Source organism: Brucella intermedia LMG 3301, assembly GCF_000182645.1.
In the GTDB taxonomy this organism is placed as follows: domain Bacteria; phylum Pseudomonadota; class Alphaproteobacteria; order Rhizobiales; family Rhizobiaceae; genus Brucella; species Brucella intermedia.
On record NZ_ACQA01000001.1, the window covers coordinates 1799135 to 1822229 of the forward strand.

The window sequence follows — 23095 nt, forward strand, 5'->3', positions numbered from 1 at the left end:
TTCCTTATCGGTGCAAATGATAGAAAACAAGACGAAAGCTATGCGAAGAGTGCTTGACAGCTTTTCATTCCGCACATATACCGCCGCCATTCCTTGCAGGAACAACGATTTGCCCCACCGGAAACGGCGATCATGAAGTTGTCTCTGTAAAGCGACGCGTGGCGGAGTAGCTCAGTAGGTTAGAGCAGAGGAATCATAATCCTTGTGTCGGGGGTTCGAATCCCTCCTCCGCTACCATTCTCTTTCTCCAGCGATAATCCGAGTTTGGCGGCGTCACCGGTTAACGGTGGGTTTTGCGTGTAGCGTGTCGCTCGTTCCTGACATTTTGACGCTGGTTTTTAGACAAAATCAAAATTTCTAAGCAGGCTTTTAGTGAACGTTTGAGGGGCATTTAAGCCCCGTCAAATCAGTCATCATGATTTCAGGAAATTGTCTGCCCTACTCTTATCGTTCTGACAGCGCTCTTGGGTAGGCGACGGCTCAACGGTCAATCCGTATCGGCTTCCGCGCAGACAACATCACGTTAGCCGTCAAATCCAATCTCTGCAATGGGCAGCTTTAAGAGTGCGCCACGCATACGCCGCAGCTGTAGCGTGACGCGCGGTTTGGCATTTTTGTCACAACAATTGGCAGCAAATCAAAATTTCTAAGCGGGTCTTTAGGGATCGTTTGAGGGGCTTTTAAGCCCCTCTTATCATTCCATGGGCAAGGTTCGGTGCATTGCCCGGACAGCCGCCGCCAGTGCAGCCAAACGCTCTAGCTTTTCATCAATCGGGACCAGAGCGCCGATAGCACCATTCCGCCGCCCTTCGCTCATGTCACCTGCGGCCAAATCGATCTGATCCATTAGGTCCATCGCATCCTGCTGCATAGCCTTGAGCACTCCGGTGAAAGCGTCGTTCTTGGTGGTAGCCATTTTATTGTCTCCGTTGTTAATGGCTGCACCTTCGCTCTGGTCGGCCCCGGAGTGGAGCAATCCGATTGCGTTGATCTGCGGGTGCAAAACTACTTTTGCTCGGAATGCCGCTATTGGCCGGGAGCGAGCAATCGTTTTGCTCACCCGGAAATTATGACCTCCTTGACGGCCTTTCCCTTTCCGCCTCCCGCTGTATAGCTGAGCGACACGGTGTCGATTTGGAACGCGGAAAAGATCGAGCGGATTTCAGGCACATCGTTGATCGACAGTATGAACCGGCCCGTTAGACAGCCAAGGCGCTCTGCCATGACTTCATACTGCCCTCGGTCAAATAGGGCCTTTCCGTAATAGTCCTCGGTTCCCCAATAGGGCGGATCGAAGTAGAAAAGCGTTTCCGGTCGATCGTAGCGATCCACGAAGGCCAGCCAGTCAAGGTTCTCGATAACAACACCCGCAAGCCGCTCGTGCACGTCCTGCAACAATGGTGCGAGCGTCGTCAGATTGAAACGGGAGCCACGTTCCCGATCCACACCGAACGAACGGCCTGCAACCTTGCCGCCGAAGGTGAGCCTCTGGAGATAGAGAAAGCGTGCTGCCCGCTCCAGGTCGGTCAGGGTAGCTGGATCGCTGGCCTTCAAACGCTCAAATTCATGGCGGCTCGTGATCTGGAAGCGCAGGGTATCCATAAACTGCGGATAGTGCCGCTGGAGGATACGAAAGAGGTTCGCCACGTCGCCCGATCGATCATTGATGAACTCGGCACGAGGCACCAAGGTTCGCCGGAAGAAAACACCACCCATGCCGACAAATGGCTCGGCATAGAGCTTATGCGGCACGGTATTAATCTGCTCGCAGATACGGCGGGCGAGCTGGCGCTTGCCACCGATGTAAGCTGCGGGCGGCGAAACCGGATCAACTGCGGTGAAGGCTGTTTGGAAGTTCATGTGTACGGATATCCAAGAATCAGTCACAAGCCGCTTGCCCGAAAGGGCGCGGATGCGACGGTTATCTGATTGGGCTGTCGGGCGGGTTTCTATCTTGGCGGATTGGCCCGCCGCCACGAATTGACGTGGCCGTCCCTACTTCGGCTTTGTGCCGAGAAGTCCTAATTCTGCGCGTAGCAGCAAATCACGATCCCGCAGGCTCAAATCCCCCACCGGCTTCGTGCCGGTCAGATCGGGCCAGTAATCGCCCGCGCCAAGCTTCCAAAGGTGACGCATGGGCAGGCTGTTCACGACATCGCTATCGGGCGGATAGACTTCCATCGCTGCGGCCTCCGGCCCGAAATGCTCATTCTTGAGCGCCTGAAGCTCGTCCCATGTGATGGTGCCGTCATGCTCGACCGATAGCAGACCTCGACTTTCATCTAACGTGACGGAGATCACAGAGCTTACGCAAATAGACAACGTGTCGCTCATCACTCTTTCCCCTTTTCAGGCGCTTCAAGCTCAATGCTGGTGGTGTAGGTGTCTTCAAAACGATGCTCGACGCTGGCAGCGCGCCATTCGCCATCGAACTCCTTACGAAAACCAACTGCGTTGATCGGTGCGTCTGCCATGACTTCTGGCGTACCGGCCATGGTCAGAGAACCCTGTCCGGTCGCCCGCGCCAGCCGCGCGCCTTCAGCTTCAGCCGCTTTCTTCGCCTCCGCCTGCGAGGCATAAACCGTGCGCAAACGGCGCGTCGGTCCCTCCATGCCGGTTGCATGTTCCTCATAAATCGTCTTGTTGCGACGGCGATCGTACCAACCTGCCGCTGCCTTCCCGTATTTTGGGCGTGGCTCAACCGAGAACTCGCCTTCGGAACAATCGCCCTTCGTAATGGTGATTGGCGGCAAGCTGCCGCGCTTCAGGAACAGGAAAGTATTGTCCTTGATGGAGAACAGCGCGCCGGTGCGATCGGCAAGGCGGGTCAGAAAATCGACTGCGGATTGATTGGCGCGGGCAATATAGTCCAGCTTGGTGTTCGCAAGCTCTGGACTGACCTTCGCCTTGTAGCCATGGCGCTTGGCAAGCTGCTCAACGATCTGCCCGATCGTCGCGCCGTCGAAGTGCTCCGAAAGCGGTTCCTTGACATCAGCGCGCAACTCCGCTGACTTGCAGGAAAAGGTCAGGCGCTCGCCATCACTTCCAAAATTGTAGCTGGCACGTTCAAAAACAAATGTGCCCATCTTCCACGTGCCGACACCCTTGAAACCGAACCGGACTTCAATCTTCGCCCCCTTCTGCGGGATATCGATCTCATTGCCGGTATCGTCAAAAACCAGTTCCAGCGTATCGGCGCTCTGGCCCGGTTCATCCCGAATGGTTGCGGAGACAAGGCGCTGATAAAAGGCATCGTGGACGGTTTTGCCCTCGATGCTGACTTCGATAAAGGGATGCGATCGCTCCATCAGCTCCAAAGCCTCACGGTCTTGATTTCGGTGGAAATGGTCATTTCCGGCATGGCAATGACGGTGCCGCGTGGCAGGACGATACCAAGCCGCGCCAGCCCCGGATTGGCCGAATAGGTGGCTTCCAGATATCCCTTCAGCTTGGCGACCTCGACGCGGTCACTGGTCCACCGCATGAGATAATCGTAGCAGGCAAGATCAAGCGTCACGTCTTCCAGTTCGACCGTGACGGTTCCGGCAGGGATCAGGCGCACAGTCATCCGAACAGCCCCACTGGTTTGCCGTCGCCGGAAAACGGCGCAACCTCTATCGAGAACTCGATCTTGCGACCGAAGCCTTGCCGGTTGATCATCGATTGCGTGTCCTGGACATTGAGAATGACGACGCGGCCAAACAATGTCGCAGCCATGGAAAGGCCGGTCGCCCAACCCAACATGAGAACGGGCCGCGCTGCGGCCTGCGTGACGCGGATCGCCTCATATTCGGCGCGGCCTCCCATTTCATCGGGGAACAGCAGGCCGGTAATCGTCAGCCGATCGTCACCGTAGCCGGTGAACTGGCGACCTGGACGCCCACCAAAACGGCTGATCGACGGCCATAGCGCCTCGGTGCTCCGTTCGATCTGCTGGAAATTCAACGGCGCGATCTCGAAAATATGCGGTCCAAGCCCGAGCAGTGGCGTTCCCATTATTCGGTTCCTCCATGCAGAGCGCCGGATTTGCCGCTCATAAGTTGCGCGCCGCGTCGTCCGAACTCGGCCCCTGCGGCTTTCACGGCAGCATGAGGATCGGAAACGCCGGTGATGTGGATCGGACCAACATTTAGATTTGGCGTCTGTCCGTTGACCACTGTAATCGTCTGATCGACCTTGGCGTCACCAAGTGGATTGCTAACGTTTGAAAGCGGGGTCTCGCCACTGCCAACTCCGGGCGGAACAAGCGCACCCGCACTGGAGTTCACTGCATCCTTGACCACATTGACGCCCTTACCGGCTATGCCCATGAGGTAGGTCAGCCACTCCGGGGGCGTCGGCCAATTGATATTCAGATCGAAGTTCAACAGCCCTTTCAACCATGCAATCTGCTCGTTAAACCAGCCGGAAACAGCATCCCAAAGAGACTTTAGCCCGTCCCACAAGGAGTTCATCCAGCTTACGCCGACATCATAGAACTGCTTCGCCTTGGCCTTCCCCCAGGCCGAAAGTGCTTCGGCGGGCACCACACCTTGCTCAAGCCCCATCAGGCTGTTGGCCCGATCCTTCACGCCCTGCCACATCTGACCGAACCAGCTCTTTTCGACATCCTGTTCGAACTTGCTCCAGCCCTCGGCATTCTTGCGGAGCTGTTCGAGGCGTTCTTCCGGCGTCCGCCCGATGTCATCAAGGATTTCAAACCCCATCGACAGCATCCACGAACCGGCCATGATGCGGCGAAGGCCGGTCGCCATGGTGCGCGCACGGCCCTGCGTAGCGATAATCTGACGGCTGGCTTGAGCCGCACCCGAACCGATCCCACGCATTCCAGCAGCGACAACGCGCGAGGCGGCAGCAAACAGGCCGAACGTTCGAAGCGCAGCAGCGGCACCCAACCGCATCAGAAGCCAGCCCTTGGCGACGTTGCGGCCTGCGCTGTTGAATTTCAGGAAGAAGCCAAGCAGCGGCAGAATACCCGCTCGCATACCGGCGAAGACAACGCCCAGAACCTTGCCCGCGATCGAAAGCCCCATGAGCGCGGCAATTGCAGTTACGAGATACTTGGTCAATTCGGGATTGACCGCTGCCCATTCCGCAAACCGATCAATGATCGAGCCGACCTGTGTCGCCAGTTCAAGCAGCGTCGGCAATAGCGCGTCGCCGATAACGATAGCGCCACGGTTCAGCTTGTTAACCAGTAACTCCCATTGTTTGACTGCGCCTTCTGCCTGTTTCGCGGCTTCCTCGGTTGCCGAACCGGCATAGTCGCTTTGGTTGGCGACCAGTTGCAGGGCCTGCGCCAGAAGCTGCGGGTTGTCGATAAGCTTGGCGAAATCCTTGACGTAGTCCTGTCCGACGATGTCCTTGAGTGCGGCCTTGCCGTCATCGCCCTTCGATGCCAGCAATTCAAAGAATTTCAGGATCGCGCTTGCGCCGTCCGTCTGGATGTCCTTGAGCAGCTTTTCGCGCGAAACGCCGATATCCTCAAACGCGGCGTCGATCCTCTTGCCGCCCGCCAGAATGCGGGTCGCAAAGGCGTTGAAGCCACGCGCAGCGGTTTCCGGCACAGCACCGGCAGCGACCATGGCCGTGCCGAATGCCGCCGCTTCGACGGCGCTGACCTTCAGAATACCGGCAGCGCTGGCAGCGCGGTTGGTGAAATTGGTGATCTCTTCGGCCTTCGCGGCCATATTGTTCGAAAGGTGGTTCGTCGCATCGCCGAGATCTTCGATGCCTTCCTGATTGAGCCTGTAGACGTTTCGAAGCTTGGCAAAGCGCTCGCCGATTTCCTGCCCGGCCATGTCAAAGGCCACCGAAGCCTTGGCCACATAGGTCGAAAAAGCTTCCAGTTCCTCTTGCGGGACGCCGCCCTGCGCGGCTTCAGACATGAGTTCAAGTAGGTCTTTTGCTGCGACCGGAATAAGCGCGCTCGTGTCGAGAGCGAACTTGCGCAACTGTTGGACGCGCTCGACCGGAAGATCGTTGAGGACTTTTTCCAGCCCCTTCATGGACTGGTCAAACTGCGCTGCCTTGATGACAGGCGCGCCGATGGCAAGCGCCTGACCGAATGCGCCGAGGAGCTTACCGCGCGCCTGGGAAAGCTTGGCTTCCGCATTCTTGGTTGCAGCTTCGATATTGTCGATCGAGAAGCCGTTCTTCAGTGCGTCGGACGCGCCGCCTTTGAAATTGTTGATGCCGGAACCGATCTTTTCCAGCGCCCCGCGCACTTTCTGCGCGGGGCCGCTCACCTGATCGATCAACCGGATTAGAAGTGAAACATCCATATCATTCGTCCGGTTTCGCCTCACGGCCCGTCAGCCGCGGGATTTCCGCTCGATAGGCAAGCATTTCAGCCCAGGGGAGCTGGTCTATGTCGTCTGGTCGCCATCGGAAGCAGGCAGCGCAGTCTGCTCCGAATTCGAAGACGCGAAAGAGCGGAGTGCCGGAAAAAAATCGAGGAAACCTTCCGCAAACTTCATCAGGTCGAGCGGGTCGATCTCATCGATGAATTCGGGTTTTTCATCGCACATGCTGGCAATGATGGACGTCAGCTCATCCAGCGTTGACTGAACGAACAAGGCGCTGATGACATCAACGGCGAGCTTGGCAACGTCCACGTTGTCCTTGCCGATCTTGACCGCCGAAGGCTCCTGATCGCCGATAATGCCCTTCAGGACATCGGCGCCGAGCAAGACAGCAAGCCGCTTGACGTGAACCGTGCGGGGGCGGCGCATCGTGACGGTATCGCGGGCAGCGCCCTTGCCGTCCTCACCTTTCACCGGCACCGGGAAATCGAGCTTGATTTTTACTTCAAGTTTTGGCGTTGGCTTGGTCAACTCGTTTCTCCATCAACCGAACAGAATGCGGCGGCGCGCGGTGTTGTACGGCTGGAAATTCCAGATATCCCAACCGCCCTTCTTGAATGCGAAACGGTGCATGATCTGGTTGTCCCAATACTCGGTATAGGTCCAGATACCGTTGATCTCGTGGTCGTAGCCGGTGGCCTTGCCGCCCGACATTTCTTCACCTTCGATCTTGGAAAGACGGCCCTGCACATCGATGGCGTGCTCATGTTCCTTTCCGTCTTCCTCGGAAATGACGAGCTTGCGAGCGGTGAAGGGATAGCGGATGCCCGGAGCGCCGCCGAACAAGCCAATGGTTTCGGGTGTGTGGCTCTTGATCTTGAAGGGCATGGTGAATGCCTTGACGCCCAGGCCGGTGATATTGATCGCCATGTCGCTGCCGCCCGGCTGGAATTCTTCGGTGTTTTCTTCCAGCGTCGGCAGCTTCATGGTCTCGATATCGAGCGCCAGATTGGTGTTGTCGTTCACATAGAGCGTAAAGCCCCGGATGATGCGCAAAGTCATGGGTAGCTCCCGTTAGGCCGCGACCACGTCGCTGATATTGACGGAGAAAGAGACCGAGGTCCGGCGCTGGATTTCGGCAGCGAGGTTGTCGAAATACTGCTCATTGCGGCGCGAACCGAAGATCAGGTCTTCAAGCGGCGGAGCTTCTTCGGCATCGAACTCGACGCGCAGCTTGCCGTCCCGCAAGCTGGCATTCGTATTCGTGGCCCGCTCCCAAAATGCGCGCCCGCCAAGGATCGCCCCGGCCACGGTCAACTCGTCAAGGAACTCCTGAAGCGTGCGGATGACAGACATCACCAGTTGCACCGACAGATTGTCATCGTTCGCCCAGCGGAAGGACCGGATGATGGTTTTCTCGATCGTGGCGCGGGTGCGGACAACGTTGATGAATTTCCAAAGCGGATCATCGGACGTGGTGCGGTTGCCCCACAGAATGCGGCCATTGGCGGCGAACTGCCCGCCGACGCCCTGGACCAGACGCGCCGGAATGAAGGTGGCGATGCCCGCTTCGTTCAAAAGATTGGCTTCGTGATCGGTCTCGCCGTCAAAATAGGTGATCGGACGCGCCGTGCCGAGGATGCCGAGCGTTTCTTGATTGGATGGCGACCAATATGGCCCGCCCTTCTGCTTGTCGCGCTTGACGATCAGGCCAGCCGCAAAGGGTGAAGCGGGCTTAGTGACGATATCCGTGCCGCTGGAAACGCGGACGAACGGATCAAGCAGGTAGCAATAGCGCGATGCGAAATCGGCCCGATATTCGAGGCTCTTTTCCCGTGTCGGCCCGCCCGTATCCAGTATCGCAACGGCGCGCAGCTTTTCGGCTACCTGTTGCAACGCATCGGCAAGCGGGTTCTTGGCGTTGTCCACGCGACCGGCTGAATGGCCCGGTGCAAGCAGAATATCAGGCTCAACCCCGACATGGCCGAGAGCATATGAAAGCGCATGAACGCCCGTCATGCTCGCAGCAGAGCCGATCAGGTTCGCCATCGTGGCTTCAGGCGTTGCACCTTCCTCGACGCGGCTGAATACCAGCATCGCTTCCACGCCCTGGGCGCGGACCGCATTGACGATATCGATTGCGGTGCCAGTCGTTCCGAGGGCAGCAATCTTATCGGCCTCGTGGGTATAGAACGCCACCGGCTCGCTGATAGGGAAAACCTTCGGATCGGCATCCGGTGCGATCACGGCAGCGCCGATGGTCGAAACATCCGCAACTTCCATCGATCGGGCTTCGCTGCCGACCTGAATGACGCGGGTGCCATGGTTGAATGGTGAAATGGCCATTAAGTGTCTCCAAAACCCGTTCTAAAGGGCGCTTAAAACCGTCTTGGAGAGAATAATCAGGCCGCAAAACAAAACGCCCCTGACAGTGTCAGGGGCGAGTAAGACTGATCGGTCTGAAGAATGGAGGCATATTACGCAGAAGATTTGCGTTCGCCAAGATGTCTTGGCAGATCAGGCCAAAACGGCTTCTTCCCACATGGCATCTACTTGTTCTTCAGACAGGTTTAGAGCCTGCGCGACGAGCAAGAGTGTCGGATGAAGTCGGCGGAACTCCGAAGCATCGGCCCATTCGATTTCCGCTTCCTGCTTTGGCAAGCCCTCGGGCATCGCCGCGATCGCTGCTTCGACCTGTGCAAGCGAAATACCGTTCCTAACGAGTGTCAAGCGCAGTTGCCGCTTGGTGATGACTGGCATCAGTTCCCGCTTTTCTTCCGGCGTCGGTTCAAAGGCAGGGTTGAGGACCCACTCATTCAATGCGGGATCAAAACGGCAATCGCCGTCCGGTTTATCGGGGATCAGGCGGGCGTCCGGCTCCAAACCCACTAAGGCATCCTCGGCAGCACAGAGCCGCCCGAAAACACCCATGCTTTCCGAGTAAATCCAGAAAGTCGAATAAAGCTTCTCTTCCATGTCTTCACCAAACCAAAATTACGCTTGCATTGTAAGAGCCGGAGCCGCGAATTAGTCGCATCCACCAGCCGGGAGGCAAGCAGCCTGCGCTAAATTCTGTCTTGTTAGTTGAACCTTCTATAGTGGTCGCAACGGTCCAATAGGTGCCATTATCCGGGCTTATTTGCAGCATTACTGTGTCAGCATATGTGCCGGTCATTTTGGCCGTATAGTAGATGTTCTCGCCAGTCTGGTTCTGCATCCGCTGATCGTGGAACGTGAAATTCCACTGATCCCACGAGCCGCATTTACGTGCCCGATAACCAGCTTCCTGACGCGCCCATGCCGCAGAACGTTCTTCCATCTTGTTCAGGAAACCTTGGACGTCCCAGCCTTGCAGGCGTTCGGAATTCCAAGCGCTGTCAGCATAGCTGACCCTTAAACCGGCGATCGCGTAAACGTACATATTCACGCCATCTGTGCCGCCCCACATATAGGTGGGTTGTCCACCCGGATCATGCCAAGCGAAGTTGATTGGCGTACCATCCGTTCGCCGAGGATATGCCCTCCCCGCCATATTGCCAGCGACAATGGCTCCCACTTCGTCTTTTGTGTAAAAGAGCACCCGAAAAGCAGCTTTGATATTCCCCCATGTCGTTTTGAACATGGTTGAGCTACCAGCAAGAACGCCGCCGAAGAAATCGCCATCGGCAGGTGTTTCTTTGCCATTGGCTCCGGCCATGGCAGCGCCAACCGTTGCGGTCGTCGTGAGAGCGGGCAAATAGGTGGAAGCAACCTTGCCGTCAGTACCAAGGGGCGCGACACCACCGGCAGCGCCCTTATCGACAACACCAACCGCCTCGATGTTGTCTCGTGCGCGCTTCTTCTGCGCGAGGCTGAATTCCTGTGCTTCATCGACGCGGACGCGCAGGCCAAGCGCCTTGGTGATCGTGTCGGACAAGCTGGAAAGCGCCTGGGCGAACGACTGGCTGAGGGTGTTGCCCGAATCCGAAATTGCGCTCCCGACCTGTTCGGTGGTCATCGCATCCGTGATGCCGTAACCTTCAAGCGTCGTCGGCAGTTCCTCAATATCGCGGAACTTGTGCTTGTGGGCGTTATAGGCGTCCACGAACGTCTTGAACGAGGCATCGATGTCGCTGATCGTGTCGCCGATCTGCTTGATCTCGACAATCTGATTGCCCTGCGGCAATGGCAGCGCCCAATTGTAGTTTGGCGAATATTTGCGTTGTTCTGCCATGTCATGCCACCTTCGAAATCCACATGCGCAAGTTCGATATTTCCGGTCGCGCTGCTGGCGTGCCGTTCAAAACAATGCGGGTGCGGGCATCCAGATTTGCTTCAGGATAGTCGGGCCGCTCATAGGTCTGCTCGGCCACACCGTCGCCGAGCGGGGTCGCCTCTATCGGTGCGACCTGGACGAAATCGCCCTGCACGCCGATCGATATTTGCGCTGAAGAACCGCTTGGAAGCTTCGCCTCTATCGTGGTGACAACCTTGCTCGCGTCCTTGAACTCGACGGAGCGGGTTTCATAATTGGCGGTCGGTTGAAGCTCGCCCTCGCGCACCTGGACGCCCGGAAACACGAACGGCGTCACGCGGTCTGACCCGCGCAAATGGGCGAACACCTGAATATCCTCGTTGACGATATATTCGGTGAGCATATGCGCCTGCGTAGGCGACGATACGATTTCGCTGCCATCCGGGCGCTTCAGGATAATCGCGACATCGGTGCCCGTTTCTGGATATTCCACACCGGCTGACACCAGAATATCGGACATCTTCGCCGCCTTGAACGTGCCGACATAGGCGCGCTTTTCGGTTTCGGTGAAGCGAGCGCCGCGCAGCTTGCAGACCAGATAGGTGCCGTCGAGCGTGGTCACGGTCGCGCCGTTGGACGATATCTGAAGCGAGCCGACCGTGAACGGCTGTTGGCTGATAAGCTGGCCGGTCTTGTCCACATCGCCCAGCCTGCCAACCGCGACGGTGCGCGTCGGATCGTCGGTCATCAGGACGATTGCAAGATTGCGGGCTTTCTCGGCGTAAACCGGATAGCGGAAATTGGCGTCAAAGAACTCGCCTTCCTTCAGCGCCGAGCCGGGAACGTAGGCTTCAGCCAGAACCGTCTTTGGATCGGCCATGCCGTATTCCATGGGCCTGATCTGCACCAGGACCGGCTTTGCAGGATCACCGACGCGAGCGCATTTGACGGACACGCCAGTAAGGCAACGCGATTCCGTCAGCACGAAGGGTTGCGAGATCGGGTTAGTCATGGTGTGCACTCCGGGGTTCACGCGGCTGGATCACGCGGGAATTGTTCTGATTGCCGGTCTGTTGGGTGACATTGGTCACGTTGGTGACATTGTTGATAACGGTGTTGTTGACGACCGGCTGCGGCATGGTTGCGGTCGTCGTTTGCACCGAAGTTGCAAGCCGGTATTCTTCCGTGGTGATCTCGCCGCGCGCCGCATAGGTGCATGACGCCTCGGTGAATGCGCCTTGAAACACAACGATCTTTGTGCCGGTCGGCACCTTGGCCGGAATGTCGAGCGTTCCGGTGATGACGCCATCATTGCCGGCAGGACCGGAGACCGTGGCCGGCGCGATCTCGATTTCATCGAAGTAGATCTTGTCGAGTGTTTCGTTGGGCCGGAAACCTTCGATGCGGAAGGCAAGCGGACGCTGCCGGATGAACTCTGCAGCCTTCACATCGGTCCGGACTTTTTCAACATTGGCCGTGATGTCGATCCCGGTGATGTAATCGGGCAGATATTCGCCCATCGAGGAATCGAAACTCTGCGTTTCGCTCGATGACCAGACGGTGTTCTTATCGGTCCACGTGTCCGTTGCCGGATTAAGCGTTGCGCGGCCCGGCACGGCGGTAAAGACGGCGTTCGGGTTGATCTCGATCTCGCCGCTTTCGCGCAATTGGCTCAGAACAATTTCCTCGGTGAATGGCAGCATCAAAGGCTCGGTCATCGCCGGGAACTCATGCGCCGTGGTCTTGATCGGCAGGCGCAGCTTGCCGCCATAGCTCGCAGCGGTCTGCGCCACGCCCTGGTCGCGCATGGCATCATTGACAAAGGAATCGACAAACATGCCGCGCCGGGCCGAAACGTCCCGCGCGTTGACATCAAAGCGCAAGCGCAGCTGCGCCACCAGATCGGCCAGATTGACCACCGTTTCCTTCAGGTTGCGCATTTCCGAATAATCCATATTCGGAACGGCCGTCTGCTCGATGCTCGGCAGCAAGCCCCAATTATTGGTGACGCGGGCAAGCTCCAGATGCGTTGAAGGAACGGACGGCGCACGTGGCCGAGTGGCCGAAGACGTACCCTTGATGTGCGCCAGATAGCCGCCTGGGATCAGAGCAATCACATCGATGCGCGGCAGCTTGTAGTCATAGTCAAGAAATACGTCTGTATCCTTGGCCGCGCCGCTGATCTTGAGTGAACCGCGCCCGATCGCTTCAGGCGCAAGGATGATGTTTTCATAATATTGGTAGTGGATATCATAGGAGGCACCCGGCGCGGGTTCCGGGCCGGACGGCGACCAGTCGAGCGAACCTCCCGAATTGATCCATGACGTGGTTGCCGGATATTCGCGCGTCGTATCCCACACCTTGAAAATCTGTTTGATGGACGAATGCGGCAGCTGATCGGTAACGCCGGTATAAGAACCGTGCACGACCGTCTGCGTTGTCTCTTTCACGATGGTGACGCGCCGAACCTTGGCGATAGGCGACTTGGTGAGCTGGATCGTCTGCTCGCCGCCTGTCGCGGCGGTGAAACGGTGCGTTTCATTGTCGACGGGCGCAAGGTCCGGTTCTTCAGGAATGACAAACCGCAATGCCTGGGAACGCGCCGTGCGCCAGCCGTTGAGCCATGCCACACCTTCGGAAACCGAAAACACCTGGTTGCCCTGGGCGTCGATCTCGACAGCTGTCACGTGATAGCCGGAATTGACAAAGCTGCCGTTGCTTTCGTCCGACTGGCGAGCGAGCGCCTTGTAGATTTCCGAGAATTCGGTGTTGGTGTCCGACATCAATATCGTGCCGTCGAGAACGGTATAGACATTGACGAGCGGGATTTCATTGTCGAGACGCGAATGCGACCACGCGACGGTAATTTCAATCCGGCTCGCGCCCGGCTGCATGAAAGCCTGCGTGTCGGGAATGCTGCCCTTGAGCGACGGATCGGCCACATCGTCCACTGTGTTTTCGGTGACGATCACGCCGATATAGGCCGTTCCCGCTTTGGCAAGCACGAACTCGGCGGCAGGAACATCATGGAAATAGCCGCCGACATAGACGGTGCAATCGCCGAGCTTAACGCGGATATGATCGTCGTCAACTTCCTCGACCACCGGGGCCGGGCCAGCCGTAACACGACCGTCCTGAAACAACGCGTCAAACCCGCGCCGCATCTTGTCATCGGCCATGGACTGGAGTTCGTTCAGGTCCGTCGATTGCAGATAGAGCTTTTTCTTGAAGGCAAGGGCAAACCGCTTCGCGCTTCGGCTATAGCGGTCAAGAAAGCCGTGGCGGATGAAAATACTCATGAGAGCTTAGACCTCAAGAACAGGCGTCATCGACTGGCTTAGCGAACCGTCGCGAACAATCGGGGGAAAGCGGGTGAGCTGGATCAGCGTGCCGAGCGAAGTCACGTCCGCAAGCGGCACGTACATTTGACCGGCTGGAACGCTGGCCGCGAACTGCGTGCCGACATAAACGCCGCTTTCGCGCAAGGAGACGCCGGTCGCCTCCTCCAGTTCCAGCAGATATTCGAGCATGAAAGCCGGACCCGGATCGTTGGTTTTCGACCACTTGGAGCCGTCCAGCATGACGATCGTTCCGGCTTCATCCGGCACAACGAAGGATTTTGAGCGAAGGCGGGTAAAGCCGACACAGTTTTTGAGTGCGGTTTCTCGCGATAACGCCGCCATTTCGAGCGATTCTTCCTCTGGCGTGGCAGGCGGCGGAATATCATCCCAGGCGGGATCGCCACTTCCAACGGCCAGAAAAAGCGGCTGTTGCATCAGCAACTGTGCGACAATGGTGCGGGAACCGACGGTAAAAACTGGAGTAGCCATCTATGAAAGCCCTAAATGCGCCCGGAAAGCTGGCTTCCCGAACGGTGCGGAGACGAAAGGCGCGTTCCGGAACGGCTGGATAGCCGGTTCGCTATAGCGCGTGAGGCGAGTTGATAGTGCTGCGAACATGCCCTGCCGCTGCCGCAACGGCAGATCGTAGCGGACACGATAGGGCTGGGTCAGGTGTGTAGCGTACCGCACCGTGACGACATTCTGCGGCCAGAAGCGAACACGGTCACGGTGATGGAAACGCAACGACAAAACGGGTTCGTCCGGTCTCCGGCGAATGCCCGACCAATCATCGAGATAAGCGCCGCCGTCGAGCTGGTGCGTGTCGAGCCGGAAAGCCCGAACATCCCATCCAGCCGTCACACGAATGAAATTCGATCGCAGCGGCTTTGAAGCCTTGGCGAGCCGCGTCATCGGTTTCACAAAGTCGGTGTTGCGGACCTCAAACGGCAGGTGGATTTGAAACTGCCACCACTTTGCATCATCGAACGCGGCTTCCTCGATATCGCCGTCATGACGTATCCACCGCAATGCCTTGTGCATGGCGGCGGGCGTGCCGATCAGGCGTTGCCACTGGATGCCTTCCTTGAGGATTTCGCGCGGGTCACGAATGAAGTCCTCAATTTCCGTCAAACCGTATTCCGCGATCAGATAAGGGACTATCTGGTCGGGCGGATTGAACTTGAAGGCGTGCAGCGCCTCGATCGACGGAACAAGCTCCGATCTCCGATCCAGAGACTCGGACATGGCCCGTTCGTATCGGTTGGCGTTCTGCGGCTGGTGGTGATGGCGCTCGATCAATAGTCACGCCCCATGTACTGAAGCTCAATCTTATCGAGCGCAATGGCGGTGCCAGGCGCGGCAATCACCGACATGGCCGGTTCGATCAGTTCGATCCTCTTGACGCCCGGCGCATGTAACTTGCCTTCGATCCATGAGCATTCAAGGTCGAAACCAATCCCTGTCTCCTTTGCCCAGGCATCGCGCAGGCTGTTTTCCAGATAGGTTTCATTGACGACCGACGATGCAGCCGGAAGCAGCCAGTAATTGGCCTTGATGGAAACGATCTGCGTCACGGCAGGCTCAACAATCAGCGTGTCGTTGAGAAGGCGCACCGTGTCGCTCTGCACCTCGGCGCTGACAGCATCGAGCATGGCCCGATCGGGTATGCCGCCGTTTTCGCTGGATAGAATCGCAATATGGATAATGGGCCAGAAGTCTTCGCGATATACGGCAACGTCGCGGATGCGCACATCGGTGCGGCGCGCAGCAGCTGCGTACCAATATGCCGAGCCACCGGGCGAGCGGGCCTTGATCGAAAGCGCCGTCCGCTCACGCAAGGCATCGTCCAGTTCGCCGGGCAGACGGAACACATCATAGAAAGCTGCAACGTGGTCGAGGTCTGCGCCCATCGCAAAGGGCAACAGATTGGAGGCGGCGGCATCGTTTATGGCGGCGCGCACGCCGGTTTCGCGAGCGGCACTAATCTCGTGCTGGATGACAGCTGGGTCATAGGCTGTCCTTTCAACATCGTAATCGACGCCATAAGCCGCCGAGCGCTCCTTGAAATCCAGCAACGTGGTTTCAACGATCGCCTCCGCATCGAGCGGCTTGATCATTTCCGGCTTTGGCAAGCCTTCAAACACGCTGATGGCGCTCATAGGATAGCTCCTGTCTGGTCGAGCCGCGCCGATTTGCGTTCCTGAAGGGAATAATCGCCGAGGTGGCCGCGCGGGTAAAAAATGCCATCGAGGAGGAACACGAACCGGCCCGAAGGACCGTATTCCACCATCTCGATTGTCTGGAGGCTGAAGCCGGGTTCCCCGCTGATCGGATCGTTTAACGCTTCCGCGATCGACATATAGACCTTGAAGATCGTCATGGCGTCGGCGTTCTGATCCTGCATTTCAGGGACGAGCGAGCCGATATAGGCGCGCAGCATACGGGTACGAAAACGCGTGGTCAGGCATTTGCCGATCGACTGGACGCAATGCGCCCAGCCGGTCAGAAGCTTGCCTGTTTGAGCGTCGATACCCGTTCGCATGGTCAAGCCTTCTTCGGCTTGCCCGCTGCAGGGTCCGCTTCCACGACCGTGCCGGGCCGTCTGATCTCTCCCGCGATAAGCGGATAATACGCCTGATCCTCGGTCAAGCTGATCGGCTTGCCAGCGCCGGGATTGCGCTCACCGGCCACGAACGTTCCGGCCTTTTCGGTCACTTCAAATCTGCTCTTAACGGCCATTTAGATGCCCTTTCATTCGTTGGGTTCTTTGGTGTTGCTACCACCACGCTCGACGCCGCCGTGAGTGTGGGTGTCACCGACATTCTTTTCGTTGTGCTTGAGCTTTTTGCTTTTGAAGATGATCTCGTCGGCTTCAATGATCGCATTGCCGCCTTCAAAACGGAGCGCGCAGCCGCCGTGCGCAATCGCCAGTTCGCCATTCTTGGCCGGGTTTTTCGCTTCATCGGTGTAGCCGTCGCGGATGGCGATCGACTGACTGCCAAGCTCGCCATTGGGCGAAAACAGGCGGATCGGGTCACCGATCGCGACCGGAAAATGTGTGCCGGTCGATCCTGCGGCTTCCTGCACCTGGACCCATGGCGACAGGAACGGCTTGCCGGTGCGGCCGTCTTCGGATTGCAGCTCCAGCCGCACGCGGTCGCCATCGATTTCGACAACCTTGCCGGTCATGTGCGAAGCCGCAAGGCGGCGCTCCAGATCATCGATCGACTTGCGAAGGGACAAAAGCTCTCGGACGATGATGTCAGTCATCGGCGCGCACCTCGATCAGCTCGTCATTGATGTAGAGTTCGGAAGGGACAACGCCGTCCTGGTCGAAAATATTCTGGCCGAGCTGGCGCAGCTCTTGCGTCCACTCGACGGCGATAATCGACACGCCCCGCGCCTTAATCGCCGCCGAAATAACGGGCTGAATGGAAACAGCCTGCGGGGTGCCGACCTGGACAAGCCCGAACATCTGGCTTGTGTGCAGCGACACGGCGATGGCTTCCGCGATCGCCCAGGCTTGTTCGTCGCGGTCCTTGCCATCCGTGACAGCGAAGGCCGCGCAAGACATTGTCCCTTCGGCTTGACCGGACGGGGTATGCTTGAGCTTCCCTTGCAACAGTCCGACACGGACGGCGGGCGGGCGAATGCTGGTCGTTTCCAGTTCGTCGAGGTTGAAGCGACCGAACTGCGATTCACATTCGCGCAATTCCGGCAACGCCTTCTTGATGGTGTCCACAACGGCAGCGCGGAATTCATTGATACGAGACTGGCGCTTGCTCATTGGACAAGCCTTTTCAGCCAGTCTTCAGCTGCCTCGACAATGTCGGTCTGGTTCGCTGGCGACAGACCAAGATATCGGCGGGCCGGGATGGTGACGCTTTGAACCAGGCGCATCATATTGCCGATCATGAAGGCGAGCGCCTTGGCGGTCTTGGGCCGGATCGTGCCGCCCAACTGGTGGATGCGCGCATAAACGAGCGCCGAGCCGATCATCACGCTATCGGGTGTCGCAACATAGTCGATCGAGCGGGACAGCGTGCCAGTCCGATAAAGGATGCTGGTCCGCGTGATGTTCGGTTTCCATGCCGCACCTTCGGGCGAGCGCTTTTCTTCCTCGATGCGCTGCCGGGTCTGCTCCTGGACGAGCCTGCCAATGCCCTCCGAAAGCTCCTGCCTCGGTGCATGGGCGATCCCATCGACCAAGCTCAACGCGGCTTCAAGGCCGGTCTCGCGGATTTCAAGCGCAACGCCGCTCATGGCAATGTCCTCCGGGAGAACACGCGGGAATTGGCCGAGAACGCAGCGCCGCCCGCCGAGCTGCCGGGATCGGTGGAAACACGCGGCTCGTCAGCGCCAAGGCCAGCCTTGCCGTCTGCGATGCGCTGCAGCAGCTCGCGCGCCCACTTGTAGCGATCCTCAATTGTGTTGGTGAGTGCGGAATGCCTATTCGCCAGCTTGTAGACGGCGATATCGGCGGTAGGCGACTTCAGGACGCCGGGCGCGGAAGGAAGCGGCAGCGGATAGCGCGCCGAGAGATAGACATCGACTTCCTTGCTGGCGATATCGAGCGCGGACAAGATCGACGCATCGGCATCCACACCTTCGGGCAGGATGTCGCCGACGAACTCGACGCCCCAAAGCTCCTCGATGTCTGCCCGTGTTGCGTAAATCATGATCCTGCCTTCGAAATTGGTGGGGGTGTTCGCACTTCGCTGACGCTGGCCGCCCCCTGCGGCCCATCCTGGGAGGATGAAACTTAAATCGCGCCGATGGCTTCCAGTTCGTCGAAAACGTCGTCGTCTTCGTCAATCGGCAGGCGGGCACCCGGCTTGTAAATCTTGCCGTCCAGACGGATTTCACAGCGGGCAATGGGCCCGTTTGCTTCCAACCGTGCCAATGCTTCCGCATCCGCTTTCGCCTGTGCTTCCGCCTCGGCTTTGGCCCGGTCGGCTTCCTGCAAGGCTTGTGCCTCGGCTTCAGCTTTCGCCTTGGCCTTCGCCTTTTCTTCCGCCTCGGCCTTCGCCTTCTCTGCTTCCTGCAGGGCTTTTGCTTCCGCTTCTGCTTTCGCCTTGGCGGCGGCGTCATTGTCGCCGGTCACGCCCTTGTTCTGGTTTTCGTTAGGCTTGGACATTGTGTCTTTCCCTCAAACAGATGGTCGGCCTGAATGGCCGACCGGTTGAAACGACCGGCTGGCCGATCAGATGGGATTGGTGATGATGACGCCTACGTCCTTGGCGCAGATCAGTTCCTTGACGCGTTCGCCCACGCGGACGCGCTCACCGCCTTCAAGGCCGATATCGGGATCTTCGATCGAACCGGAAATGCGGTTGCCGTATTCGGCGGTAAAGCCGAAGGTGACGTTGTAATCCGTGGTGGCGCGCTTGGCGGTGTCCACGAAATTAAGCTGGATGGAGTTGCCCCAGACACGTTCAAGACGCGCTTCCTGACCCTTGCGGGTCGTGTTGAGAAACGCTTCGCCGATCAGCACATTTTCAGCCGAAAGCTCGAACAGCTCCGCGAACTGCGCCTTGGTAATCGCACCGTCTTCAGTCAACCCACCCTTGACGGCTTTAATCAGACGCGGGTGCTTCTTCAGCTTGCTCCAGACCGCGAAGCCCATGGAGATGCGGTTCGGACGATAAACAAGCGTCTTTCCCATCGCGTCATCAATGACGCCGTATGGGTCGGAATTGGCAAAGTCCGAGAATTTGGCCGTGCCCGCGAGCGCGATGCGTTTGTCGGCAGCATAATTGTTCGGGTTCTGCATCAGGCGCGCCACGCGCACTTCGCGGTCAAGCTCGATCAGATTGGTCAAGCCTTCGACAGCCGAGGCGCGCGGGTCGTAAGTGGAACGCTTTTCAGCCCGGGCGCGGGCCGCAGCCTTCACGTCCGAATGCGGGATTGCATCGTCCAGACCATAATCTTCGACAGCCGAGCTTTCTTCGTCTGCCGTGAACTCCACCTGATTGACTTGGCCCTTGCGACCGACGCGGGTTTCAGGAACGGTGAAACCTTCCGCAAGCGGGAACTTCATCCACTGGAACTGTTCGGACAGAACTTGCACAGGCGGGAGAACGCGCCGCCCGATCAGGGTGTGCGCCGGATTGCGATAGCCGATCGCAATAGCGGTCAGCGTTGGGTCAATTGGAAATGGGCGCTTCATGGGTTTTCCTCGAAACGGTTATGATCGGCCAGCGCCCTAGGACGCTGGCGCGGTTACGGTCAGGCCGCAGCTATGCAGCCGGGCGCGAAGAGGTACGGCACGATGTCGTTTTCGTCGGCATCCTGCATGGCAAAGCCGATGATGCGGACGAGCTTGCCAGCAGCAGGCACGGCCTTGACGGCGCGGCCCTGTGCGTCGGCAGTCAGGGGATCGCCAAACGCGAAAGTTCCACCTGCACGCACTTCACCGTGTCCGCCCTGGATAACGTCAAGCATGCCATCGGCAGGCGCGCCCATGCTGTCGGCGGCACCGATCAGCGGATCGGTTTCGGACGTGGCAACCGCAACACCGTCCACGCCAGCCTTGACGATCAGATAGCCCGCAACGGCGGCAAGGGCGCGAAAGCTCTTGATAAAGGTCGGGGTCACTGGCGCTTCTCCTTTACATGAGCCACGGCGTCCGTGATCGAAACCGTGATGCCCTGCGCCGCCTTTTCGTTGACATAGGCGCGGGCCTCACTGGCAAGCGCGACCGGATCGAGATCGGCTTCCGCCGTGGTCTCCGGCTGCTTGCCGTCGAGCTTGGACGGTGCTGCGATGACGGGCAGTGTGGCGACAAGGGCATTGAACTTGTCGAGACCGCCTTCAAGCGAGCACATGGCGCGATAGGTTTCGCGAGTGGCGGGCGTGATCTTGCCCGCTAACGCTGCCGCATCGAGCGCAAGATCGATTTCGCGCTCGGCGTTCTTTTCCTGAAGCTGCGCAAGCGCCGTCTTCGTTTCGTTCAGTTCGGTACGAAGCGACGACACTTCCGCCGCGCCGCCATTCTGAACGGCAGCAAGTGCGGTCGCCGTATCTTCCTGCAGCTTGGTAATGGCGGCGGTGATTTCCGCCTGACCGCCCTTGTCATCGATCTTGAGCGCCTGGCATAGCGCCTTGCGCTCGCCGTCACGCGTGGCGATCGCGGAAAGAATGGCGGCTTCGTCTGCCGTCTCCGCGAGACCGAGCGCCTTGGCAATGGCCTTCAGCATAGGTGTCTCCTGTTGTGAATGTTGGTCTGGCTGTTCGTGAGCAAGCGCCGTCATGACGAGCGCAGGTCGGTTGACGAGACCGGCACCGTTCAGGCGCGTAATGACGCCCTCGCGGGTGTGGTTGAAATCGGGAGAAATGAATCTGTATTCCCTGGCGACGATCTGACGGGCGGCTTTGGCCACCCATTCTACGCGGCCCCACACGCCGCCGTCCCGTTCCTGCAGCTCGACAATCCAGCCAGCGGCAGGCGCTTCCTCGCCCTTCGGGGCCTTGTGAGCCTGGGCATGTTCATAGTCGATTGCGAGCGGACCCTTGTTCGCGGCGAAGGCAGCAAGCACCCGGCTCGGCTCAAGCGTCCATGCGCGACCGTCGCGGGCCTTGATCTGCGGGCCAGCCGGAAAAAGCTCGATCCACTCCGGCGCGGTCTTGCCAGAGCTTGCGAGATCGGTTTGAAAAATAGCTGTTGCGGTCGCGTTCATCATGGGCGACAAAGTGACGTGTTCGCCGCTCGATAACGCCCCTGACAGTGTCAGGCGAAATGACTACCGGCCCGAAGCCGCAATCACACTGTCACATATAAACATAGAACCGTTTTTGAGGCACCTTAAAAGCCGCTGTGCGCGCATTTTATCTTGGGAGCAAGAATGTTGCATCCGGGGTGCTCGCGCGCGTCAGTGGCGCGATTTTCCGCCCGGTTGTTTTTTCTGCGGATATGGCCCATATTGGTGACGGGTGCGAGCCATTCACGTTTAACCGGGACGGCGAGCAGCTGGCCCCGTGAGGAATTGACGGTCCTCCGCACCCGATCACTCTATAAGCGTTCCCTTCTTCGTTGCCGCCCGTATGAACGAACGGGCGTCCTTCTCGCTTTTGCGGTGGAAACTCACGAGCCACCATTCAAGCCCGTCATTGGCTGACTTCACTACAGTGCGCCACCACGTACCAGCAACCGCGCCCACGAAAGCGGCAGACTGGCCACGACGAATGACGGCGGCAGGATCGCGCAGCACGCCGATCGCCGCCCGGAAATCATCGGTGGCAAGATTGCGCGCAGCGTGTTCCTCAATGATATGCCGCACGCTATCGTCGGAAAGCTTCACAAGCGCCGTCCTGGCACCGAAAGCTTCGACAACCGATCTACCGATTTGCGCGACCGGCAAAGCCGCGCCTTTCTGCAGGTGGCCTTTCGCAAGCGCATCCATGAGGGGCGAACCGACAACATCGGCCACGGCAATGCTCTGGCGCTCGGACGGCATGGCGTCTACCTTGCCATAAAGAAATTCGCTCACATTGCGCCCGCGCGTCTTGCCGGGGTTGGTCTCCCAACCGGGATCGATCCCATCCGGCACCATGGATATCTTGCCGGTGCGCTTGTTGCGCCATTCCTTCATGACGACAACGGGCGGTTCCTGACCTTCCTTCCAGCCAAGCCGCTCGGCCTCGCGTTGGGTAATCTGGCGGATGCGGCATTTGCAGCCCCAACCGTTGGGCGGATAGTGCGTATCCCAAAATGGATGATCGACGGGCAGCACAATGCCAACCCATGTTTCATGTTCGGGCCGACGCTCTGCCGACACCGAAAGCAAATAGATCAGGAATGGCAGAAAGCGCTTGTTGCGCACTGTCTTTTCCCATTCGCCCGCCGCATGGGCCGACCGGATATTTGACCAATAGATGGTGCGGAGCCGTCGCGGACTGCCAAGCTGGACAATTTTGGGGACGCCATCTTGCGGATCGACCGCGATCTTTCGGCCCCACCAGCCCTTCTGCTGAAGAATCGGCGTGAGCTGGTCGCGGAAATGTTCGAACGGCAACTGATTGCGGATCGAGTCGACCATGGCAGCGCGAATATCGTCCAGTATGTCGAAGCCAGCAGACTTGGCGACCGTCCATGAATAGGCGTGTTCTTCCGGCGCTATGTCGCGCCAATCGAATGTCGGCTTCGATTTCTTGGCATCGAAATAGCGGACAACCTCGGCGGGCGCGGTCTTGAACAGATCGAAGTTATCCGCCAC

28 protein-coding genes and 1 tRNA gene are annotated in these 23095 nt (G+C 58.5%); 1 reads left to right on the forward strand and 28 read right to left on the reverse strand.

Annotated elements, in window-relative coordinates; genetic code table 11:
- Positions 1-160 precede the first annotated feature (160 nt).
- Positions 161-237, forward strand: a tRNA-Met gene (locus OINT_RS08575).
- 457 nt (positions 238-694) lie between these two features.
- On the opposite strand, the gene OINT_RS23805 is transcribed toward OINT_RS08575, so the two are convergent.
- The 28 genes from OINT_RS23805 to OINT_RS08710 all read right to left on the reverse strand — a co-directional run bounded on the left by OINT_RS23805 (position 695) and on the right by OINT_RS08710 (position 23095).
- A complete protein-coding gene (locus OINT_RS23805) occupies positions 695-916 on the reverse strand; it encodes a hypothetical protein (RefSeq protein WP_172491100.1) in 222 nt (73 codons plus the stop codon).
- Between the two features lie 140 nt (positions 917-1056).
- The gene (locus OINT_RS08585; RefSeq protein WP_039852724.1) at positions 1057-1860 is read right to left on the reverse strand and encodes a DNA adenine methylase; all 804 of its coding nucleotides are present in this window, start codon (positions 1858-1860) and stop codon (positions 1057-1059) included.
- A 135-nt stretch (positions 1861-1995) separates the two neighbouring features.
- Positions 1996-2334, reverse strand: a complete 339-nt coding sequence (locus OINT_RS08590) for a DUF7694 domain-containing protein (RefSeq protein WP_050790998.1) — start codon at positions 2332-2334, stop codon at positions 1996-1998.
- The gene (locus OINT_RS08595) at positions 2334-3308 is read right to left on the reverse strand and encodes a phage late control D family protein (RefSeq protein ID WP_039852964.1); all 975 of its coding nucleotides are present in this window, start codon (positions 3306-3308) and stop codon (positions 2334-2336) included. The genes OINT_RS08590 and OINT_RS08595 overlap by 1 nt, the downstream gene beginning before the upstream one ends.
- On the reverse strand, positions 3308-3568 hold the full coding sequence (locus OINT_RS08600; protein ID WP_006467407.1) for a tail protein X: 261 nt from the start codon (positions 3566-3568) through the stop codon (positions 3308-3310). Before OINT_RS08600 ends, OINT_RS08595 begins: the two co-directional genes overlap by 1 nt.
- On the reverse strand, positions 3565-3996 hold the full coding sequence (locus tag OINT_RS08605; protein ID WP_006467408.1) for a phage tail protein: 432 nt from the start codon (positions 3994-3996) through the stop codon (positions 3565-3567). The genes OINT_RS08600 and OINT_RS08605 overlap by 4 nt, the downstream gene beginning before the upstream one ends.
- On the reverse strand, positions 3996-6284 hold the full coding sequence (locus tag OINT_RS08610; RefSeq protein ID WP_039852727.1) for a phage tail tape measure protein: 2289 nt from the start codon (positions 6282-6284) through the stop codon (positions 3996-3998). Before OINT_RS08610 ends, OINT_RS08605 begins: the two co-directional genes overlap by 1 nt.
- An 84-nt stretch (positions 6285-6368) precedes the next feature.
- Positions 6369-6836, reverse strand: coding sequence for a hypothetical protein (locus OINT_RS08615; RefSeq protein ID WP_006467410.1), 468 nt, complete (start codon positions 6834-6836; stop codon positions 6369-6371).
- A gap of 12 nt (positions 6837-6848) precedes the next feature.
- Positions 6849-7367, reverse strand: a complete 519-nt coding sequence (locus OINT_RS08620; RefSeq protein WP_006467411.1) for a phage major tail tube protein — start codon at positions 7365-7367, stop codon at positions 6849-6851.
- Between the two features lie 12 nt (positions 7368-7379).
- Positions 7380-8651, reverse strand: a complete 1272-nt coding sequence (locus OINT_RS08625) for a phage tail sheath subtilisin-like domain-containing protein (protein WP_006467412.1) — start codon at positions 8649-8651, stop codon at positions 7380-7382.
- 171 nt (positions 8652-8822) lie between these two features.
- Positions 8823-9281 carry a hypothetical protein gene (locus OINT_RS08630; RefSeq protein WP_006467413.1) on the reverse strand — a complete coding sequence of 153 codons (459 nt, stop codon included), beginning with the start codon at positions 9279-9281 and terminating at the stop codon, positions 8823-8825.
- Positions 9282-9285: 4 nt separating this feature from the next.
- Entirely contained in the window at positions 9286-10518 is a 1233-nt protein-coding gene (locus tag OINT_RS08635; protein WP_006467414.1) for a hypothetical protein, read from the reverse strand.
- Position 10519: 1 nt separating this feature from the next.
- Positions 10520-11551, reverse strand: coding sequence for a hypothetical protein (locus tag OINT_RS24075; RefSeq protein ID WP_235691662.1), 1032 nt, complete (start codon positions 11549-11551; stop codon positions 10520-10522).
- Complete coding sequence (locus OINT_RS08640) at positions 11544-13838, reverse strand: DUF4815 domain-containing protein (protein WP_006467416.1); 2295 nt, start codon at positions 13836-13838, stop codon at positions 11544-11546. Before OINT_RS08640 ends, OINT_RS24075 begins: the two co-directional genes overlap by 8 nt.
- Before the next feature lie 6 nt (positions 13839-13844).
- The gene (locus OINT_RS08645; protein WP_006467417.1) at positions 13845-14369 is read right to left on the reverse strand and encodes a hypothetical protein; all 525 of its coding nucleotides are present in this window, start codon (positions 14367-14369) and stop codon (positions 13845-13847) included.
- Positions 14370-15179, reverse strand: a complete 810-nt coding sequence (locus tag OINT_RS08650) for a phage tail protein (protein ID WP_006467418.1) — start codon at positions 15177-15179, stop codon at positions 14370-14372.
- Positions 15176-16039, reverse strand: coding sequence for a baseplate J/gp47 family protein (locus OINT_RS08655; protein ID WP_006467419.1), 864 nt, complete (start codon positions 16037-16039; stop codon positions 15176-15178). The genes OINT_RS08650 and OINT_RS08655 overlap by 4 nt, the downstream gene beginning before the upstream one ends.
- Positions 16036-16422 (reverse strand): GPW/gp25 family protein, encoded by a 387-nt coding sequence (locus OINT_RS08660; protein WP_039852730.1) that lies wholly within the window; start codon positions 16420-16422, stop codon positions 16036-16038. The genes OINT_RS08655 and OINT_RS08660 overlap by 4 nt, the downstream gene beginning before the upstream one ends.
- 2 nt (positions 16423-16424) lie before the next feature.
- The gene (locus OINT_RS08665; RefSeq protein ID WP_006467421.1) at positions 16425-16619 is read right to left on the reverse strand and encodes a hypothetical protein; all 195 of its coding nucleotides are present in this window, start codon (positions 16617-16619) and stop codon (positions 16425-16427) included.
- Positions 16620-16631: 12 nt separating this feature from the next.
- A complete protein-coding gene (locus OINT_RS08670; RefSeq protein WP_006467422.1) occupies positions 16632-17150 on the reverse strand; it encodes a hypothetical protein in 519 nt (172 codons plus the stop codon).
- The gene (locus tag OINT_RS08675) at positions 17143-17667 is read right to left on the reverse strand and encodes a hypothetical protein (RefSeq protein WP_006467423.1); all 525 of its coding nucleotides are present in this window, start codon (positions 17665-17667) and stop codon (positions 17143-17145) included. The genes OINT_RS08670 and OINT_RS08675 overlap by 8 nt, the downstream gene beginning before the upstream one ends.
- Entirely contained in the window at positions 17664-18143 is a 480-nt protein-coding gene (locus tag OINT_RS08680) for a phage virion morphogenesis protein (RefSeq protein WP_006467424.1), read from the reverse strand. The genes OINT_RS08675 and OINT_RS08680 overlap by 4 nt, the downstream gene beginning before the upstream one ends.
- Positions 18140-18559: a gp436 family protein gene (locus OINT_RS08685; RefSeq protein ID WP_006467425.1), complete on the reverse strand. Its 420-nt coding sequence runs from the start codon at positions 18557-18559 to the stop codon at positions 18140-18142. The genes OINT_RS08680 and OINT_RS08685 overlap by 4 nt, the downstream gene beginning before the upstream one ends.
- Positions 18560-18642: 83 nt before the next feature.
- Positions 18643-19017 (reverse strand): hypothetical protein, encoded by a 375-nt coding sequence (locus OINT_RS23810; RefSeq protein WP_050790999.1) that lies wholly within the window; start codon positions 19015-19017, stop codon positions 18643-18645.
- A 66-nt stretch (positions 19018-19083) separates the two neighbouring features.
- Positions 19084-20049, reverse strand: coding sequence for a major capsid protein (locus OINT_RS08695; protein ID WP_006467426.1), 966 nt, complete (start codon positions 20047-20049; stop codon positions 19084-19086).
- 59 nt (positions 20050-20108) lie between these two features.
- Entirely contained in the window at positions 20109-20477 is a 369-nt protein-coding gene (locus OINT_RS08700) for a capsid cement protein (RefSeq protein ID WP_006467427.1), read from the reverse strand.
- A complete protein-coding gene (locus OINT_RS08705) occupies positions 20474-21562 on the reverse strand; it encodes a phage protease (protein WP_235691663.1) in 1089 nt (362 codons plus the stop codon). The genes OINT_RS08700 and OINT_RS08705 overlap by 4 nt, the downstream gene beginning before the upstream one ends.
- 324 nt (positions 21563-21886) lie before the next feature.
- Entirely contained in the window at positions 21887-23095 is a 1209-nt protein-coding gene (locus OINT_RS08710) for a phage head morphogenesis protein (protein WP_006467429.1), read from the reverse strand.